Genomic DNA, 19,600 nt, shown 5'->3' with positions numbered 1-19,600 from the left:
TTTATCAAATACAAATAGTTAAGAATCTTATCGATACCAAACCAACTCTGCTCATCAATATCTAATAGCCTAACTCCGGATTCACAGACGGCGGAAGCGTTCCGTCCAACCGGTAACGTCGTACATTCTCAGCTACCGTTTTACTCGCGCTCATAGGATGCGTTGGAGCTGAGATGTGAGGCAATACCGTCACATTGGCATTTGTCCAATATGGATGCGGCTCAGGCAACGGCTCTTGCACAAAAACATCTAACACTGCGTGAGATAAGTGTCTTTTTTCTAGCTGTGCTAATAACGCCTGATCATCAATAATAGGACCACGCGCAAAATTAATGACACTAGCGCCTTCTGGTAAATGAGACAAACTCTGCTCATTTAACAAACCTGTCGTGTCAGGCGTTAAAGGTAAAAGGCATACGAGTATATCACTTTGATTCAGCAATGATGCCAAGCCATCTTCACCATAAAAGCAGTTTATACCATCGATTTGTTTTGGGTTGCGACTCCACCCTGCAACAGAAAAACCATTCTGCGCCAACCTTTGTGCACTAACACGACCTAAAGCCCCTAACCCCAAAACCCCAACTCTTCGGTCTTGCGCTTTTACCATAGGCTGCTCTATCCATAATTTCTCACGTTGTTGGCGAGCGTACGTTGGCATGTCACGGTGAAGATACAAAGTCCAAGCTAACACAGCTTCAGACATGGCCTGTGACAATTCTGGATCTGACAATCTGACAATCGAAAAAGGAGGCGAAACTAACTCGTTCATTATGCGCTCAATGCCCGCCCATAAACTATGAACCCACTTTAAATTAGGCAGCGCCAGTAAATCTTGAGGGTTAGGATTAGCAACAATAGCGATTTCACAGTCTTGTTTCTGTGCATCCGTTAAATCTGCAAAAGCAACTATCGTTTCATCTGGCATATTGTCGGATAACATTTCTATCCACATGGCTTGCTCTCGCTCATCAACACGACCAAGAAAGGGAATCATAAAACGTACTCCATAGTTAAATTCGGATAAAAAATGAGAGCCTAATAAGATAAAATATAGACAAGCGACAACACTGAGATACGCTCAAAAAACGTAATGTAGAAAAGCGCTATTGCAAGCGCTCTTCTACTGGCGTTGAAGCATCTTGAGGAGATGGCGACATAATATTGATGTATTCAGTTTGAACATTCGGAAGTGGATTCGCTTCAGAAAACAGTGTTGAACGGCTCTGATTTTCTATAATGCGGACATGCTCTCTGGTTAACTCTCTTGGCTCTTTAACGCCACAAGAGTGAGCAATCATCTCAATACTGTGCAAAAGTTCTTGTGCATAATTGGCAACCCGAACCGCTTTTTCTTCTGCCACTAAGCCACGCTGTAAATCCGTATTATGAGTGGTAATGCCTGTGGGACAAGTGTTTTTATTACACTGTAATGCTTGAATACAACCTAACGAAAATAAAAAGCCTCGTGCTGAGACAACAAAATCCGCTCCCGCACTCAAAGCCCAAGCCGCCTTACCAGGAACGATCAATTTTCCTGAGGAAATAATCTTGATATAAGGCCGTAAACCGTAAGAAGTAATAATGTTTACTACTGTTGGTAAGCTTTCTCGTAGGTGCATACCAACGTAATCCATAAGTGGCTGTGGAGCCGCTCCCGTGCCACCATCAGAGCTGTCGATGGTAATGAAGTCAGGGCAATACTCTATGCCTTTTTTGTGTATTAATTCACACATTGTATTGAAGAAACTCAAATCGCCCACCACCATTTTAAATCCGACAGGCTTAGAAGTAACTTGGCGAACACGATGTATCATATTCAATAAGTCATCAATGGATTTCACATCTGGATGACCATTTGGGCTGTTTGAATCCTTACCAACAGGAATGCCACGAATCTGAGCAATTTCCTCTGTTACTTTCTCACCAGGTAACATGCCACCTTTACCGGGCTTGGCTCCTTGACTCATTTTGATTTCAAACATTCGAACATTTTCATGCTCAGCAACACTAGCTAACTTTTCGTCGTCCAAATGACCTTCATGATTACGCACACCATATTTAGCCGTACCAATTTGAAAAACAATATCGCAGCCACCAGCAAGATGATGAGGAGATAATCCGCCTTCGCCTGTGTTCAACCAAATTCCTGCTTTGGCAGCGCCTTTTGATAAAGCTTGAATTGCTGGCTTTGACAAAGCACCAAAGCTCATTCCTGAAATGTTCACAACCGAACTCGTTCGATATGGCGTCTTTGCCGTATATTGTCCGATACAAACTTCTTTCGGAGACTGAGCATCTTCTTCAAGTGTTGGAAAAGCCCCATTTAAAAAGAAAATATCTCCCGGTGTTTCTAGAGACCGAGTAGAGCCAAACGCAATTGTGGAATCTACTTTTTTAGCAGCACGATAAGCCCAAGAACGCTCGGCTCTATTAAAAGGCAACTCTTCTCTGTCTTGAGCAAAAAAGTACTGTCGAAAGAACTCTCCCATATGCTCAAAAAGATAGCGAAATCGACCGATAACAGGGTAGTTTCGTCTGATAGTGTGCGCTGTTTGATTCTTGTCGATCCAGTACATTGTCGCGACAGATATGATGGTAATGAGAAGACAAAAGGCTAATAGCAAGGCTCCCCACTGAATGGTTAGGGAGGCTAACGAAGACAAATAATCCATAACTGGCCCTTATGGTATGTGAAAAATGCTTATTCTGTATTAGATAATAATCTAGAGAGTGGGATAAGTCTTTTAAATCGTTTTTGGTCTTACTTGCTTATAAAGTCCGTAACAAATTGACTGGGCGGCACGGGACGGCCGAAATGGTATCCTTGATAGTTATAGCAATGAATTTCTTCTAAACGATTATGGTGCTCTAAAGTTTCTACACCTTCCGCAAGTACATTCATGTTTAAGGCATTTGCCATGGCGATAACGGCTAACACAATCGCCTCATCACTTTTATCCGTTAATAGATCTCGAACAAAAGATTGGTCGATTTTCAATCTATCCACAGGCAATGACTTTAAATATTTGAGAGAAGAATAACCCGTACCAAAGTCATCAATAGAAAGATAAACGCCCAGCTCTTTAATTTTATTCATCTTGTCTAAACTAGACGACAAATCGTTCAAGAGCATATTTTCTGTAATTTCTAAATCGACGCAAGCTGGCGGAACGTCATGTTTTTCTAACAAGGCTTTTAACATGGGTAAGAAGCCTACCTGCTGAAACTGTATAGGACTCACGTTGATTGACATACGCCATGATGGCTGCCATTTGCCTTCTTTCAGCCAAGCCGCGACTTGTGACAAAGCCTCGTCTAATACCCATTCACCAATTTCTACAATTAAGCCAATTTCTTCTGCAACGGGAATAAACTCCGCAGGAGAAATAAATCCTCTGCGTTCATCTTTCCAACGAATCAGCGCCTCTGCACCAATTAACTCATTTTTGTGGTTCACTTGAGGCTGATAATAAAGTTCAAACAGCTTCCCTTCTGTTGCATTGTGAAGCGCTTTTTCCATTTCTAGGCGAGCATCTGACGCAACTTGCATGTCAGGCTCATATAAAGAAAAAGTATTTCGCCCCAATTCCTTAGCGCGATATAAAGCCGTGTCTGCTTGTTTCAAAATCACTTCAGCAGAATCATCGGCACTCTTAAATAAAGTAGCGCCAAAACTCGCAGTAATATGAACTTCATGATTGCCTGCTTGCTTCACCTGCTGACAAGCAAATTGAATACTCTCCACAAAGTTTTTAAGATCTTGTTCGACTTGAGACCTGTCTGAGCCTAAATATCTCAGTAGCAAAACAAATTCATCACCGCCCATGCGAGCCAATGTGATGTCACTCGAGATTTGTTTGGATATTTGCACAGCCACACAACGCAGCAATTGGTCTCCTGCGGAATGCCCTAAAGAGTCATTTATGACTTTAAAACGGTCAATATCCATGAATACAACCGCCGAATATTCTTGCTTCTGTTCCGTCTCAGATAACAAGCCATCTAGCTGTTCTATGACAAATTGTCGATTAGGTAGTTTGGTGACCGAATCGTAATACGCTAAATGATGTATGTGCGCTTCTGCTTCCTTACGTTCGGAAACATCACGTACCAATAACAAAATTTCAAACTTGTCTTTTATGGTGTATTTTGCGATTCGTATTTCCACTGGAAGCGCACCGCCTTCCACTTGATAAGCGGCCTCGAATGTTTGAGGCATCACCTGTAAACCATCAAGTACTTTTGAAAAACCGCCCCAAGAAGAAACGGTAAATAAACTCTCTAACGAGCTGGATATAATGTCTTCTGAGCTCATCTTCAATAAGTGCTCAGCAGCAGCATTCACGCGGGTAATTTGATAATTTTCGTTTAATAGAAAAATGCCGTCCGCAGCATGCTCAATAACCGCGCGATTATGGCTATCACTGCGCTCTAGATCGCCTAACGCAATGTTTAACTTTTCGAGAAGTTGTGAAAAGGTAAAATGAAGGCGACCTAACTCATCGGATTGATGGTATCGAAAGAAAGATTTAGGTAAGGAAAGTTTTGCGTTACGCCCAAGTGTCGATAAAGCATCGGTTAAGCGAGTTAAAGGGTAGGTAACTAAAAAATAAAAAACTAAAGATATCAAAGAGGCTAACAAAACGTCTTTGAACAAATTGTAGGTCAGAATGGGCAAATGCTCAGCGAGAATATTGTCTAACAGATAACGTTTCTCAGGAATAACAGATAAAGTGCCAGCATAGAATTTAGGCGCGTCCATATGCAAACCGCTCTTATACTCTTCCAAATCAGACAGTATAGAATCCGCTAGCGATTGTGAAACGGTAAAATCTCGTACTTTCTCCTTTGTTTGAACCAACAAAGCTCCGCTTTCATCATGCACTTCGACATAAGCAATGGAAGGACTCAGAGACAAACTGTCAACTTGCTGTTGAGCAAACGTCATATCCAGACGAAACAAAGCCTCGGCAAGAGGCCTTTCAACCACCGCCAATAATTCGTCAAAATTTGAGTTTATTTTCTCTTTTCGAGCCTCGACGCTTTCTACAACCTGAAAAGCGCTACTCAGCAAGCTCAAAAAAACAGCCAGTATTAAAACGAGAACAGCCTGTTTTATAAATAACGATTTAGATAACACAACAGCCATTATTACTCACTTAAAACGTCCCTAGTTTGAGTGCATGCCAAAGTGCTATAAGAAGCTAGCACAATAGATCTAGAGTATAAGAATACTTTATAAATGAAAGTGCTCCCTTCATTCATAAACTGATGTAGATCAAAGTATTTACTAATATCTAATAAAACGGCTATTTGCTCACCATAACCTTGAGAGTGATGGCGTTTATATACTCTATTCAACTTATTAATATAGTTAAGGAATCTATAAAAATAACGTGTATCACTAAGACTATGACACAAAATATGAAAAAGAAAGAGTTACATCAAAAGAAGGATGAGCCAAAACTCACACCAATCGAATAAATTTTTCTTATAGCACAAAGGTAAAATACAAAAAAACCAGCATGAATACCATACTGGTTTTTTTCGTGCCTCAATGGTCGACTAACGATAAATCATTAACCGATTACCGCGCCATCTTTACGGGAAATAGCAATCACACTTGAACGAGGCACAGACTGACCGCCACCAGGCCAATGAGAATCACCTTTTTCACCTGGATGCTGAACGCTGATAAACATAGTAGTACGCTCAGTGTTCCAAGCAGCGCCCGTAATCTCACACTCCTTAGGTCCTACTAAGAAGCGGCGAATTTCACCTGTTTCAGGATCTCCAACCAACATTTGGTTGTTACCTTGCCCTTCAAAGCCTTTCGCATTGGAATAGTTGCCATCTGTTTGGATCCACAACAAGCCTTTAGAGTCAAACTTCAAGCCGTCTGGCGAGTTGAACATGTTATCTTGATTCACATTTTGAGAGCCTGCATTTGCATCGTCATATACAGCAGGGTTGCCCGCTAACACAAACAAATTCCACTTAAAGTCACTACTTGTGTGGTCTTCATTCATAGGCGTCCAACGAACGATTTGACCAAAGTTATTTTCAACACGAGGGTTTGGCCCACCAGCAGGCGTTGCATCACCACCCGCATTTGGTTTAACTCCACGGTTTTTGTTATTGGTTAGCGCACAGAATACTTCCACTTTATTTGGATTCGATGCTACCCACTCTGGGCGATCCATTGTCGTTGCGCCAACTTTGGAGGCTGCGATACGAGTATGAATTGAAATTTCCGCTTCGGTCATACCTGTTGTTTTTGGCGTTAACGCCAACCACTCACCACGATTATTGTCGTGGAATTTGGCAACATACAAGGTGCCTTCTTCTAATAGATCACGGTTGTTTCCGCCTGCTAAATATTTATGCTTAGAAACGAAGCGATATAAAAACTCGCCACGCTCATCATCGCCTAAATACACGACAACATGACCATTAGAAGCAATAGTTAACTCTGCATTTTCATGTTTGAAACGACCAAGCGCAGTACGTTTTTTAGGGCGAGCTTTAGGGTCTAATGGATCAATCTCAACAATGTAACCTGCACGGTTAGGCTCGTTAGGCTCTTTTGATACATCAAAACGAGAGTCAGACATCGCCCACTTGTAACCCCAATCTTTATGGCTGATGCCATAACGCTTCATCTCTGGAGTTAATGAGAAGTTTTCGTCACTTGAAGAGAAATAGCCGTTGAAGTTTTCTTCACAGGTTAAGTAAGTTCCCCAAGGCGTTTGACCATTACCACAGTTGTTCCAAGTGCCTTTTGCAATAACACCTTTAGAATCAGATGAAGTACGCATCAATTTGTGACCACGAGCTGGACCTGTAATGTCCATTTCTGTGTCGGCAGTAATACGGCGGTTAAACTCCGAATCTTTTACTATGCTCCATTGATTATTTTTATGGGCTATTTCAACTATGCTGACACCATGAGCCGCTTTGCTTTTGCGAATATCGTCTGCTGTTGCTGGCACACCATCTGTACGATTGGCGTGAAGTGTTTTTAAATTCGTGTATTCATTATTTACACATAGAATTTGACGACCGTGATGGGCAAACAATGCCATACCATCACAATGATCTCCAAACGCAGCTTCTTGAGATGCACCAGTACCGCCAGTAGCACCATTAAAATCTGGTGTACTGGAAAACATAGGCTCTCCCCAAGACGCTAATATTTCCCACTTATAACCTTCTGGAACAGTCACAGTATCAAGCGCATTTGCTTTCACCATTTTAAAAGCAAGGCGAGATTCTTCTGACCCAGCAGCAAGCGCTTTACCTGCGGCTAATGTGGTTGATCCCATAACAAAAGCACCCGCGCCAACAGCGACACCGCCGCCCAAAAAGCCACGGCGAGAAACCATCTTATTCGATACTTCTTCAAACTCTACAACCTCTGGCGCTGGTCGTACTAATTCATCTAACTCATCAAAGCTTAAATCATGTTTTTGCACGGTTTTCATAATACTGCCCTATAATATTGTTAATAGATGACTGCCGCTCAGCAACACTGCTTTCCGCATTAGCCTCTGTAAATACTGACTGTTAAAAGAAGACTTCCCCCTGCAAAAGGAAGTTGTACATAAAACTACAGTGAAAAAATGGCATTAAAATGACAGCTAGATTGCATTATGGTTATATGAGGAAAAGGCAACATGTCGAGACTAGTTGCATATAAAATAATAATGCTTTTGAGGATATTGAAATGATCAACACTTTACGTAAATTCTCGATCAATCTACGCTTAGTCAGCTTAGTTTTTTTCTTCTCCTTAGGCTTATTACTCGTTATTTATTTAAGCTTAACCACCAACAAACAATCTCTTCTCAATGAGAAATACTCACAAACAAAGCATGTTGTTGAAACTGCCACTGGCGTGTTTGAGTATTTTTATACGCTCCAGCAATCTGGCGAGCTGAGCAAAGAGCAGGCACAACGCTTTGCTATGGAAACCATCAAAGATACTCGCTATTCAGAAGTCGAATATTTTTGGATAAATGACAATGCAGGCAACATGATAATGCATGGTGCAAACGCGTCATTGAATGGTAAGAACTTATTAAGTCTTGAAGACAAAAATGGGAAAAAAATCTTTTCTGAATTTATCAAAGTCGTAAAAGCGCAAAACGCAGGGTTCGTTGACTATTTATGGCCAAAACCTGGTAGCGAAGAACCGGTTGAAAAAATCTCCTATGTTCAAGGTTTTGAAGCTTGGGGCTGGATTATCGGTTCTGGTATTTACCTAGATGATGTTGATGCTCAATTTAATAAAGAAGCCATCAAACTCAGCATCATTAGTAGCGTGATTATTTTAGCCGCTTTATTTATCTCGTTCTTAATTATGCGCTCGATTCTGCTTCCGATAGGTCAAATACGCCTAGCAATGGAGAACATTTCACATGGTGACGGTGATTTAACCGCTCGTTTACCTGAAGCAGGCAATGACCAATTAACCAAGATTGCAGCTCACTATAATACTTTTGTAAACCGACTTTCTGGAACACTCACAAAAGCTGTCGCACTCAACCAAGAAGTTGAAAATAAAAGCCAAGAGCTAAAAACTGTTGCTTCAAAAACCAAAGCAATCACTCAAGAACGTGAAGGCATGTTTGCTCAGATGACAGACACGATTAAAGAAGTTGATAGCTTTAAAGATGAAGTGATTGAAACAACGCAATCCACTATCACATCAGCACAAAATACAGCTAGTAAGACCCAAACAGGTCAAGAGTCAATCAAGCAAACCGTTGAATCATTAGATAAATTATCTAATGAACTTGAGTTAGGACTTAAAACTGTTGTCCAGCTTGCCGAGCAGTCACAAACAATTGGTTCCGTACTGGATGTTATCAGCGCCATTTCTGAGCAAACTAATTTATTGGCCTTAAATGCGGCGATTGAAGCTGCCCGTGCAGGTGAGCAAGGTCGTGGGTTTGCTGTTGTTGCAGATGAAGTTCGTGGTTTAGCCAGCCGAACTCAAGCATCAACAGACGAAATTCAAGCTATGATCAACAAATTGCAAGATGGCGCGAAAGAAGCGGAATCTCGTATTACTGAAAGCCATCAGCAATCGCAAAAAACTACAGAAGAAATGTCACGTACCTCACAGTATCTACAAGAGATCGCGCATTCGGTTAATGACATAAACACAGCAAGTAACACGGTAATACAAAGTGTTTCTATGCAAAGTGATGCAGTACAAAGGCTGAATGACTTGAATACAAAAGTGGCCGAGCTTTCCACTCAAGCCAGTATGCAAGTTCAGAAAAATAATCAAACAAGCGAAGCTCTCGCTGAAACATCAAAAGAAACTCGCAAGGTGATGTCGACCTTTAAGCTCTAAAAAAGCGAGTTGAAACAGCAACATCCGCGCAATAAAAAAGCAGCCGACTAATATATTAGCTGGCTGCTTTTTTCTAATGATTACCTCACATCTTAGCGTTTACTTTTAACACCTTGAGAAGCTTTGAAACGAGGGTTTGATTTGCAAATAACAAACAGACGCCCTCTTCTTTTTACGACCTTACAATCTTTATGACGATGTTTAGCACTTTTTAAAGAGCTGAGAATTTTCATGACAATCTTCCTTTATTTGCTCTTACGGTAACGACGTTTGAACTGTGCGATACGGCCTTCAGTGCCGTGTGTTCTTTGTTCACCTGTATAGAAAGGGTGAGACGAGCTAGATACGTCAATCGCCATGTAAGGGTATTCTGTCCCATCTCGTACAATTGTTTGCTGTGTTTCAACGGTAGACCCAATGAAGAAATAAGTGTCAATTTGAGTGTCATGGAAGGCAACCGTTCGGTAATTTGGGTGGATATTTTTGCGCATTGGATACTCCTTATAAAATGTTATGATATAACATTTTATATTTGCAGAGCAATACTGTCCTTTGTCCGCTGAAAAATACTTACTGCTCACCTAAATTGATCACTCAAAAAACCAAAATACTTGTAAGCCCAAACAAAAATGCCGCTTCTAAAAGCGGCATTGGGTGTGATCTTTTACATCATTAAAATGTTTCGATGAGGCCTTAAGCAATATGCGTTAGATACTCATCATAAGTCCCTTGGAAATCAATAATCTTGTTATCTTTGATTTCAATTACACGGTTCGCCAAAGAAGAGACAAAGGCTCGGTCATGGCTGACAAATATCAACGTACCATCAAAATCCATTAAAGCATTATTCAAGGCTTCAATGGCTTCCATGTCCATGTGGTTAGTTGGCTCATCCATAACAAGGACGTTCAAGTCCATCATCATAAGCTTGCCGAATAATAAGCGGTTCTTCTCACCACCAGAGCAGACACGAACCTTTTTATTGAAGTCATCCGCTGTAAACAATAAACGACCTAACATGGCACGAACTTTCAAATCATCATGTTTCGCAGTACGCCATTTAGACATCCAATCAAACAAGGTCAGATCTGAATTAAAGTCTTCTGTACTGTCCTGTGGGCAATAACCTATCACCGCATTTTCCGCCCATTTGATCTCGCCTTGTTTGGCTTTCAATTCATTCATCAAGCAACGAAGGAAGGTAGTCTTACCCGCACCGTTTTCGCCGATAATCGCTAATCGCGCCCCCGCATCAAGAATCATACTGCCGCCCGTAAACAACATTTCATCTTCAAAGCCATGACCCAGATCTTCTAATATCAGAGCTTGTCTATGCAACTTCTTATCTTGCTTGAAATTCAACGACGGCGTCATTCGACTCGATTGTTTTACTTCTGATAACTCAATTTTTTCTAGCTTCTTCGCACGAGAGCTGGCTTGCTTGGCTTTTGATGCATTGGCAGAAAAGCGGTTTACAAAAGCCTGTAAGTCATCCATTTCAGCACTTTTCTTCGCATTTTCTGTGAGTAATTGCTCACGAATTAACGAAGAGGCTTCCATGAAATACTCATAGTTACCTGGATAAATTCTCAATTCGCCAAAATCGATGTCCGCCATGTGAGTACATACTGTGTTTAAGAAGTGACGGTCATGGGAAATAATGATCATGGTGCACTTACGTTGGTTCAATACACCCGCTAGCCAGTTGATTGTGTGAATGTCCAAGTTGTTGGTTGGCTCATCCAGCAATAATATATCAGGGTTAGCAAACAAAGCCTGTGCCAATAACACACGCAATTTCCAACCCGGCGCTACTTGGCTCATTAAACCAAAGTGATATTCTTCTTCGATGCCCGCTTCAAGCAAGATATCGCCAGCGCGACTTTCGGCACTGTAACCGTCCATCTCCGCGAACTCGGCTTCTAATTCACCCGCTCGCATGCCGTCTTCTTCGCTCATTTCTGGCTTGGCATAAATCGCATCACGCTCTTGCTTCACTTTCCAAAGCTCTACATCGCCCATAATCACAGCATCAACGACAGAGTATTCCTCAAAAGCGAATTGATCTTGGCTCAAGGTGCCGACTTTTTCACCTGGTGTAATGGAGACATTGCCTGATGTCGGCACTAAAACACCACTCAGAATTTTCATGAAAGTCGACTTGCCACAGCCATTCGCGCCAATCAAACCGTAGCGATTGCCGTTACCAAATTTAGCAGAGATATTTTCGAATAATGGCGTTGCGCCAAATTGCATGGTGATATTAGCTGTGGAAATCAAAAGAAAGTCCTGAGAGTAAGTAATGAGAAAAGCGGTTTATCAATGCGGCTTAAGCAAGCGTACAAAAGATAAACACAAAGGGGTGCGAATATAGAGAGTTAAAGCGATAAAGTCGAGGGATAAAAAGAGTATTTAAAACCAGACATCAGTGACTCATTTATCATCTTTGAAAAATAAGTCATCTGATCCCTGCGTTATAAACTATTCGAGAACTGAATGGCTTTTTCTAATAAAGGCCATTTCAACAAACTCTTCTGATATTCTCCAGCCGTTCCGTTAAATTCAACACCATAGGAGTGTAATCGATATGCAAGAATGGCATAAAAAACATCCACAGCACCGGCGTTATCAAACATAAAAGGCAACCTGGCTTGCTGAAAAATAACAGCGATTCTATCCAGTTCTTTTTGAATGCCCTCATTTCTATCCATTAATGGTGACACTGCTTCTAATGAGAACGGACACTGACTTCTCAAGTTCATAAAACCAGAATGCATTTCCATACAAAGACTTCTTGCCAATGCTCTTTCCGATGAGTTTTCTGGATACAAGGCACCATTGGATTTTTCATTAAAATATTCTGTAATTGCCAAAGAGTCATGAATAACCAAATCCTTTACGACTAAAGCGGGAACTAAGCCTGTAGGAGAATATTTCAGCACTTCCTCCTTGTAGCCATCTTTCGACAAGTCAATTGCGTGTATTTCACACTCTATTTGAGCCAACTGACCACACATCCAAGCTCTTAATGACCAAGTGGATAAAGTTCCAATGACTAATTTCATATTAAGCATCCTGTCATTATTCTGCGTTTAATCGTGTTCACTTTCCGACTTAAGGTGCCTTTACTTTAAACGAGTCACCAACAGCTGTTCAACTCGAACCCCTTCAAGGTCAAGCACCTCGAATTTATATCCTTCGTAGATATAAGAGTCTGTCCGCTTCGGTAAACGTTTCAAGCTATATGTCATGAAACCACCAAGAGTTTCATATTGAGTACGATCTGGAAAGTCTTCAATATCTAAGCTGCGCATAACATCGCTGATCGGCGTTAAGCCTTCAATCAACCATGAATCTTTATCTCTCTGAACGATTTGTTCTTCATCTTCAGGTGTTAGCAAACCTCCCATGAAGCCAGCTAACAAGTCTTTGACTGTCACAATACCAACAATGGTCGCATACTCATTCACGATCACAGCGAAAGCCTGAGGCGCCACACGAAAGGCATTTAACGCTTCTGAAAGCGTCAATGTCTCAGGCAGGTAGAAAACATCTTTGTCTACTTTCTCTGCTTTAATCTGTGCAGGCTCACCTTTTAAAACCAATCGCAGAATTTCTTTTGATTCGATAATGCCTTCAATTTTATCTAAACTGCCATTACAAACTAAGAAGTCATTATGAGGATGATCAATGATCTTCTGACTGATCACTTCACTGCTGTCATCAATATCGAAGTAGATAATCTGATCTCGTGGCGTCATAGTGCTAGAAATATTACGAGTTTCTAACTCAAACACATTTCCGATCAACTGATATTCCTGTTTCTGTAAACTGCCATCTTCAGCACCAGCGTCCATCATGGCAACAATGTCTTCAGTCGTCACCACTTCTTGCCGCTCAATCGGTACATTGAATAAACGTAAAATAATATTGGTGATGCCATTAAATAAGAACACCACTGGCGTTAACAAAAACGTCACCCAAAGCATTGGCGTTACCATACGAATCGCTACGGCTTCCGGCATAATCATCGCAAGACGTTTTGGCAGTAAGTCCGCAAATAAAATAAACAACGACGTCAGCGCCAAAAACGACAGTGTGAAACTAATTTGAGCTAATAAAGGCCCAGTATAAAAAAAGCTAACTGCATCTTTAATATAAGGTGTAAGCGCTTGCTCACCAATGATACCGCCCAAGATGGCAATGGCATTTAATGCAATTTGTATCATCGCAAAAAAGGCCCCAGGCTTTTGTTGAAGATTAATAACAGCTTGAGCTTTTAAGTCTCCCTCTTCGGCCAGTACTCGAAGCTTAATTTTCCGTGCTGCCGCCATACCAATTTCAGACATAGCAAATAAGGCACCAGCAATAATTAATAAGCCAATACTCAACATATCATTCATTTACTTCTCACTCTAAAAGAAAGGGCCTAGCCCAAATATGAGCGCATTATAGAAGGAAGTTGAGCAGACACAATGTATATTTTTTATACTTTTAGAAGAGAGCAAAAACACTGTTTATAAGCATAAAAAGCGCTTTTTAAAAGCCTTATTTATCAAGATAGAGGATTTGAAAACTCTTTTAATATCAATTTCTTAATACTTGTACATTAAAACCTTTTAGAGACGATGTGCTGGTATATCGAGAAAAGTAATCAACAAAATCTTCATCAATCACTTTTTTATGAAGCACGCTGGCGTGACGAAGTAACAATTGACCCTCTTTGCGTATTGCAAACCCTTGATGGGAAACATTCATATTTGTGCCAATCCACTGTTTAAGCTCCCAATTTGGTCGTACCATGCTAATCACGCTACCAGAGGGAATCCGGTCTAAAATAGATTGATCGACTATAAAGCTAGCATCATCGGACTTGTCTGATGATGGCAAATAAAGTGCGGTTAATGGAACATAATCAAGGCTAGCGACTTCTGGCAAAAATGCATCACCTTCATCATGAAGTTGGTCTAATAAGCCATCACACTGGGCAGATAAATCCTTGTCACAATAAAGTTTTTTCTTTTCCATTTTTCGATACCAAGAGGTTTTATCAATGATGGCTTCTGCAGTCATTAACGATTCTTGTGCTACTAACTGGGTAATATCTTTTAATTTATCTTGGTTGTTTGGGATCCAATCCAAACTTGGAAAATGATTGCGAGAGGTAAAAGTGACATTACTATCTTTGTAGCGAAAACTCAGTAAGCTGGGCATGAAGTCATTCTCAGAGCTCGACATGACGCCCGCTAAAATAGTTTCCACATACGTTGTACAGTCGAACTCATTAAACCGAACCAAAGGATCTTTATCGTATTTTCCTTGCTCGCCTTCCCCTAAACCACCGCCAACATAAGGCACACCTAAAAATATTTGACTAAAAGAGTTAATGCGTTCTTCTGAAGAGACAGCATGCGGAGTATTTTCAAGCTCTTGATAAAACAAGGATTGATAAGAGAACTCTGTTTTTACGCTGGCGGCTACAGGTGCAACATAAAACACAGCGAAACTCACTAAGGCCAAGAAAAAGGCTAACTTCAACATAACTCTCCAGCCTTATCGTTAGATAGGATCATGAGAAAATGATAATAATCGACGGACTTCCTCTGCTGATGTGAAACGAACAATACGCTCAACCTCTTTCCCATCACGCAATAAAATCAAAGTAGGCCAAAGCTTTACAGCGAACTGCCGTCCTAGCCTTTTCCCCTTTCCATCGAATACCTTGATATGCACCAAGCCAGAATGTTCATTGATGGCTTCTTTCATGGCATTACGAGCCGCCTGACAATGACCACACCAAGGTGCACCAAACTCCAATAAAGTTAAGCCTGATAAGCCATGAATTTCTTCAAGGCTTGTCGCATCTTCAGAGTACTCTGTATTAAAGCCAATCGTTGCCGCTTGCATCATACCTTCTTAAATTCATCTCGACATTCATAAGAACCCATTTCAAATTCTCGACAAATCCAAGGGCGATTATCATAAATTGTACAAAAGTAAGTTTCTCGATCCACAGCAGAGCACCAACCATCTTCTAGTCTCAGCATGGTTTCTCCGCCCCACTCATCAACAGAAATATGCTTTTCAGGAACACCAGTGTCACTGATGATCATAACTTCCATCCGGCAACAGGAGGCTTGGCAGTTGGAGCAAGCAACTTCAGGTTCTAAAACGTTGTTTAATTTAATATCCATAACTGCAGGATACCTTATAAACAAACCGCTGGCGCCTGATAGTCCAGATTTAGCAATTTAAAATAGTTTGCTCCCAATGCAATGTTACGAAATGCATCATCATTAAGGTACTGATGTATCCTACTCGTAACATTCAGCTCTTCTTGATACACCTCATAGGTATTATTTCGAAAAGCAACAAAATCTGAACCAGGAAGAATTCGCTCTGAATATTGGTTCATAAAATCAACGTACAATGGCTGATTACCAGGTCGGCTAAAGTAGTAGTCGTCCAATATTCTCCACGAAATATCCAACATCAAATTAGGGTATTGATCCAGTAAACGGGACAAAATGGAAATATGCTCGCGGGCATCTAACCTAGTTTGCTCATAGGAGACTCCCATGTGCGCCCAAACAATTTTATTATCAGGATAGCGCGCTAAAGCTTTTTCCATTAGATGCAAATAATAGGTTGGATGAGCGTCGTTACCGATATCTGAATGAATCGTAATCGGATAGTTTCTTGCTCTGAGTTCTGCCATGAAGTCAGACCATTGCTCAATATTTTGAGGACTAGCAGGAACATGGTGATTATTAAACTGAGCTTGTTTGACTAGATTGACCTCTCCCATCCAATGAAACAAACCTGGGTATTCTTTTTCATACAATGCCATCAAAGCCATAGTCGACTCAGGGTTTGATAAATCAGTAAAGGTCATTGATAACGTCAAATGCAGATCATCAGGAGCTGAGGCAATCATATTCTCTGCATTGACAAAATCGCTTCGTGTCGTTGGTAAAACAGGGACACCAGGGCATTTTGAATAATTAGAACAAGAAGACTGGGCTGGTAACATTTGCCCGATACCGTAAACGTTGACGAAACGGACACTGGTTCGAGACAAATATTCATTCATCTCGTCAAAAGGAATGGCTTTGCCATCGAAAGGTCGATAATGCAGGTGTGTATCTACAACAGGAGTATAAGGCTCAGTTTCCCTGTCATAGCAGGCAGACTCTCCTCGGAAGGAGTCAAGTGTTCTATTAATAGTTCCTTCTTGTGAGGAAACACACCCAGTTAACAACAAAGTGTTTAGGGCAAGATAGACAAAGTGCCTCATAAATTTTTCCAATACATCAAACAGTTAAAATAAGAGCAATAATTAGACATTATAGCAGCTTAGCTATAAAGCAATTTGAGGGTTGGAAACAAAATAAAAAAGGCACCAAATGTTGCCATTTGATGCCAAAAGAATTCCAACAATCTGCCTACAAGAGAAGAAATATGGAACCTTGAATGATCGTACTTAACATAAGGCTCCTTGTAACCGGAGCCTTAGAGTAAATAAAATCATTTAATTACTGATCTTAGAAACCGTAGTAAACACCTACAGCAGTCGTAGTGTCTTCAGTGTCACCAAGCTGACCTACTTCGCCATAAACATACATGTTTGAAGCAAGGCTGTAGCTAACGCCGGCAGCATATTCGTTGTAATCATCAGAACCATCTTCAGAAACAACTTGAGCTGAAGCATAAAGATCACCTGCACCGTAACCATAACGAGTAGACAAACCTGTAATATCTTGATCATCGTTGCTTTCTAGTTTCGCAGAAACAGAAAGTGCTGGCGTTACTTGGTAACCGATAGAGAAACCAATTGTTTCTTCCGCATCATCAGAAAGTGAGTCATAACCAGCAGCAAAAGTAAGCGCATCAACACTGTACTTAGCAACAGCAGTTGTCGCATTTCCAGCACCTTCTGCCGTATTAACTTGTGAAGAAAGTTGCAGTTCTAAGCCATTAAAAGACGGAGAGAAGTAAGCAATCGTATCGCCTTCTTCTGTCGTATCAGCTCCTTCGAAACCAATAAATTCAAATTGATCTACGGAATCTTGAATTGCATCATTATAAATACTGTCGAAAGAACCTGCTTTTACTGTACCAAAGTTGCCTTTTAAACCAACAAATGCTTGGTCAAGTTTCGCTTCGTTATCTTCGTCACCATCTTCATCAGCATCGAACTCTAGTTCGTATTTGAAGAAACCAGTCAAATCATCATTGATTTTAGTTTCACCTTGTACACCCAAAGTCGAGCCATTGTCAGCAAAGTCACCAGTACCTTCAGTATCAGTAATTGCATACTGAATATTACCGTAAACATCAAATGTTGAGCCTTCTGCTGCAATAGCAGAAACAGAAGTCAATGCTGCGCTAGACACAGCAAGAGCAATAATCGATTTTTTCATTCTCGTTTCCTTTTTATAGATGCAATTTCTTTTTCTTCGTAAAAATGCACGATACGTGCAAGTAACAGGACAATAATCTAAACATTTCAAGATAATTAACAACGGTGTAAAACTTACTTGCACAGTCTTATCTTTTAGGGTTCTTTATTTTTGAAAAAAGCTAAAGAAAAAGGAATATCGAGATTTTTAGGTAGAATAATGGAGAAAATAAACCTTATTTTTCAATAGGTTGAAAATAAATAAGGTGTTAATGTGCAAAACTTAGAAAAAGGCAAGGAGAAAAAATCGGCTCATTTGCAATCAAAGTGTAAATTACATGCTTGAACTTGGAACAAAGGAAGTGAAAGTGGAAATGAAAGGAGGACTAAACAGTGAAAATGAGTATAGAAAACTCACTTTCACTAAGAGCACATCACCACATTAGATCATCAGGAATCTTAAAGTCTGCATATGGGTCATCTTCATCAACAGCGTCATCAAGTCGGTTATTACAAACAAGAACATAAGCTTCGTCCCGTTCTTTGATTTTAGCTGCGACTGGTTCAGCTACCAATTCATAAGCTTGATCAAGTTTCACAATAGCAAGGCGACCACGACTCAAATCATCATGCATAGCCTGGCTAATATAAATCTGCTTAACTACTTTGTCGTCAGTAAAATGATAAGCAATATCGCCTTCTTCTTTACGGATTCGATTCTGCTCTATCATCTGGCGGATCTGACCTTGAATAGCCTTTTTCTGAGCTACTTTTTGCTGCTCTAAATTAAGAGCGCGATCTCTCTCGGCCTTTTCTTCACGCTGGCGCTTCAATTCTTCTAAACGCGCGCTCTCATCTATTGGTGCAGCCTTGCCATTCTTCACCTTTTGCTTATGTTGCATCTGCTCAGTTTTTATCTTTTTTGCCTTTTTTTTATCAATAAGACCAGCTCCTAACAGCTGCTCCTGCAATGATTTGGCCGCCATTACTTTCTCCTAATTAATAGAATTTTCTACAATCAAAAAAATTAGAGAATATTGAAGTCTTCTCTATTGCATATATCTATCAAGTACAAAAACAAAAAAAGCGACTGAAAAGTCGCTTTTTTAGCATTCACACCACTGAGAAAAATCTCAGCAACGTTACCTTATAAAGGTGTAACGTTTTGAGCTTCAGGGCCTTTTTTGCCTTGAGCTACTTGGAATTCAACTTTTTGGCCTTCAGCCAAAGTTTTGAAACCAGAAGTGTTGATTGCAGAGAAATGAACAAAAACATCAGGACCTGAATCCTGAGTGATGAAACCGAAACCTTTAGTTTCGTTGAAAAATTTTACTGTACCAGTTACTACGTCAGACATGTCTGTTTATCCTGTAGGTTAAGTTAATTTATACGCAGATGTAAATCATCATACGTTATAGTGCTAAAAAAACTCGGTATTACTTATGACTTAACAGGACCGAACATACGTAACGTAGTATTCGCAACTCTGGACATAAATATTGCCAACTCTTTTAAACGAAATTGATTGTAGTCCGCTTTCAGTCACCGGGTCAATCAAGTTTTGAACAATTTTTCATTCATTTGCTATAAAAGAATAAAAAAAGCCTTTTATAGCAAATAATAGCTACATGCCTCTTAAGATTAGAGACTATAAAATGCTCGCTAGATCATAAAAAAATAAAACTAAGGAGTAACTAAAATAGAGAGGAATTTTCTGCTGCATCCATGCAGCTCTGAATCATCATGAAAAGGAGACAGGGCCTCCACCTTGGAGGCTTGGGCATTCCATTGCCCCCTGTCTGTAAATAACACTACCAAACAGTGAATATATT

17 protein-coding genes are annotated in these 19,600 nt (G+C 40.4%); 1 reads left to right on the top strand and 16 read right to left on the bottom strand.

What is annotated here, in order from left to right:
• Positions 1-61 precede the first annotated feature (61 nt).
• From ACMUMQ_RS13805 to ACMUMQ_RS13790, 4 genes are all read right to left on the bottom strand, one after another.
• A complete protein-coding gene (locus tag ACMUMQ_RS13805; RefSeq protein ID WP_414682558.1) occupies positions 62-997 on the bottom strand; it encodes a 2-hydroxyacid dehydrogenase in 936 nt (311 codons plus the stop codon).
• Between the two features lie 109 nt (positions 998-1,106).
• On the bottom strand, positions 1,107-2,675 hold the full coding sequence (locus tag ACMUMQ_RS13800) for an FMN-binding glutamate synthase family protein (protein ID WP_414682557.1): 1,569 nt from the start codon (positions 2,673-2,675) through the stop codon (positions 1,107-1,109).
• An 89-nt stretch (positions 2,676-2,764) separates the two neighbouring features.
• The gene (locus tag ACMUMQ_RS13795) at positions 2,765-5,152 is read right to left on the bottom strand and encodes a putative bifunctional diguanylate cyclase/phosphodiesterase (protein WP_414682556.1); all 2,388 of its coding nucleotides are present in this window, start codon (positions 5,150-5,152) and stop codon (positions 2,765-2,767) included.
• Between the two features lie 430 nt (positions 5,153-5,582).
• Positions 5,583-7,487 carry a PhoX family protein gene (locus ACMUMQ_RS13790; protein ID WP_414682555.1) on the bottom strand — a complete coding sequence of 635 codons (1,905 nt, stop codon included), beginning with the start codon at positions 7,485-7,487 and terminating at the stop codon, positions 5,583-5,585.
• 242 nt (positions 7,488-7,729) lie between these two features.
• Here ACMUMQ_RS13790 and ACMUMQ_RS13785 point away from each other — a divergent pair, with 242 nt between their 5' ends.
• A complete protein-coding gene (locus ACMUMQ_RS13785; RefSeq protein WP_414682554.1) occupies positions 7,730-9,367 on the top strand; it encodes a methyl-accepting chemotaxis protein in 1,638 nt (545 codons plus the stop codon).
• A gap of 92 nt (positions 9,368-9,459) precedes the next feature.
• On the opposite strand, the gene ykgO is transcribed toward ACMUMQ_RS13785, so the two are convergent.
• The 12 genes from ykgO to ACMUMQ_RS13725 form a co-directional block, all read right to left on the bottom strand.
• A complete protein-coding gene (gene ykgO, locus ACMUMQ_RS13780) occupies positions 9,460-9,600 on the bottom strand; it encodes a type B 50S ribosomal protein L36 (protein ID WP_317002939.1) in 141 nt (46 codons plus the stop codon).
• Between the two features lie 12 nt (positions 9,601-9,612).
• Positions 9,613-9,858: a type B 50S ribosomal protein L31 gene (locus ACMUMQ_RS13775; RefSeq protein WP_317002938.1), complete on the bottom strand. Its 246-nt coding sequence runs from the start codon at positions 9,856-9,858 to the stop codon at positions 9,613-9,615.
• Between the two features lie 202 nt (positions 9,859-10,060).
• Positions 10,061-11,647 carry an ABC-F family ATPase gene (locus ACMUMQ_RS13770; RefSeq protein WP_414682553.1) on the bottom strand — a complete coding sequence of 529 codons (1,587 nt, stop codon included), beginning with the start codon at positions 11,645-11,647 and terminating at the stop codon, positions 10,061-10,063.
• Positions 11,648-11,841: 194 nt separating this feature from the next.
• Positions 11,842-12,432 carry a glutathione S-transferase N-terminal domain-containing protein gene (locus ACMUMQ_RS13765; RefSeq protein ID WP_414682552.1) on the bottom strand — a complete coding sequence of 197 codons (591 nt, stop codon included), beginning with the start codon at positions 12,430-12,432 and terminating at the stop codon, positions 11,842-11,844.
• 60 nt (positions 12,433-12,492) lie between these two features.
• Positions 12,493-13,770: a polyamine export protein PaeA gene (gene paeA, locus ACMUMQ_RS13760; RefSeq protein ID WP_414682551.1), complete on the bottom strand. Its 1,278-nt coding sequence runs from the start codon at positions 13,768-13,770 to the stop codon at positions 12,493-12,495.
• A gap of 184 nt (positions 13,771-13,954) precedes the next feature.
• Entirely contained in the window at positions 13,955-14,908 is a 954-nt protein-coding gene (locus ACMUMQ_RS13755; RefSeq protein ID WP_414682550.1) for an N-acetylmuramoyl-L-alanine amidase-like domain-containing protein, read from the bottom strand.
• A gap of 18 nt (positions 14,909-14,926) precedes the next feature.
• Complete coding sequence (locus tag ACMUMQ_RS13750; RefSeq protein ID WP_414682549.1) at positions 14,927-15,277, bottom strand: thioredoxin family protein; 351 nt, start codon at positions 15,275-15,277, stop codon at positions 14,927-14,929.
• Positions 15,274-15,561: a YkgJ family cysteine cluster protein gene (locus ACMUMQ_RS13745; RefSeq protein WP_414682548.1), complete on the bottom strand. Its 288-nt coding sequence runs from the start codon at positions 15,559-15,561 to the stop codon at positions 15,274-15,276. Before ACMUMQ_RS13745 ends, ACMUMQ_RS13750 begins: the two co-directional genes overlap by 4 nt.
• Positions 15,562-15,575: 14 nt before the next feature.
• Positions 15,576-16,664: an amidohydrolase family protein gene (locus ACMUMQ_RS13740; RefSeq protein WP_414682547.1), complete on the bottom strand. Its 1,089-nt coding sequence runs from the start codon at positions 16,662-16,664 to the stop codon at positions 15,576-15,578.
• 247 nt (positions 16,665-16,911) lie between these two features.
• Entirely contained in the window at positions 16,912-17,790 is an 879-nt protein-coding gene (locus ACMUMQ_RS13735; protein ID WP_414682546.1) for a porin, read from the bottom strand.
• Positions 17,791-18,202: 412 nt separating this feature from the next.
• On the bottom strand, positions 18,203-18,754 hold the full coding sequence (locus tag ACMUMQ_RS13730; RefSeq protein WP_414682545.1) for a DUF2058 domain-containing protein: 552 nt from the start codon (positions 18,752-18,754) through the stop codon (positions 18,203-18,205).
• A gap of 161 nt (positions 18,755-18,915) precedes the next feature.
• On the bottom strand, positions 18,916-19,125 hold the full coding sequence (locus ACMUMQ_RS13725; protein WP_024024079.1) for a cold-shock protein: 210 nt from the start codon (positions 19,123-19,125) through the stop codon (positions 18,916-18,918).
• Positions 19,126-19,600 lie beyond the last annotated feature (475 nt).

The organism is Marinomonas algae, assembly GCF_047525555.1.
Taxonomy (GTDB): Bacteria; Pseudomonadota; Gammaproteobacteria; order Pseudomonadales; family Marinomonadaceae; genus Marinomonas.
Note: the sequence above shows the minus strand (reverse complement) of the source record. Positions and strands in the feature narration are given on the sequence as shown.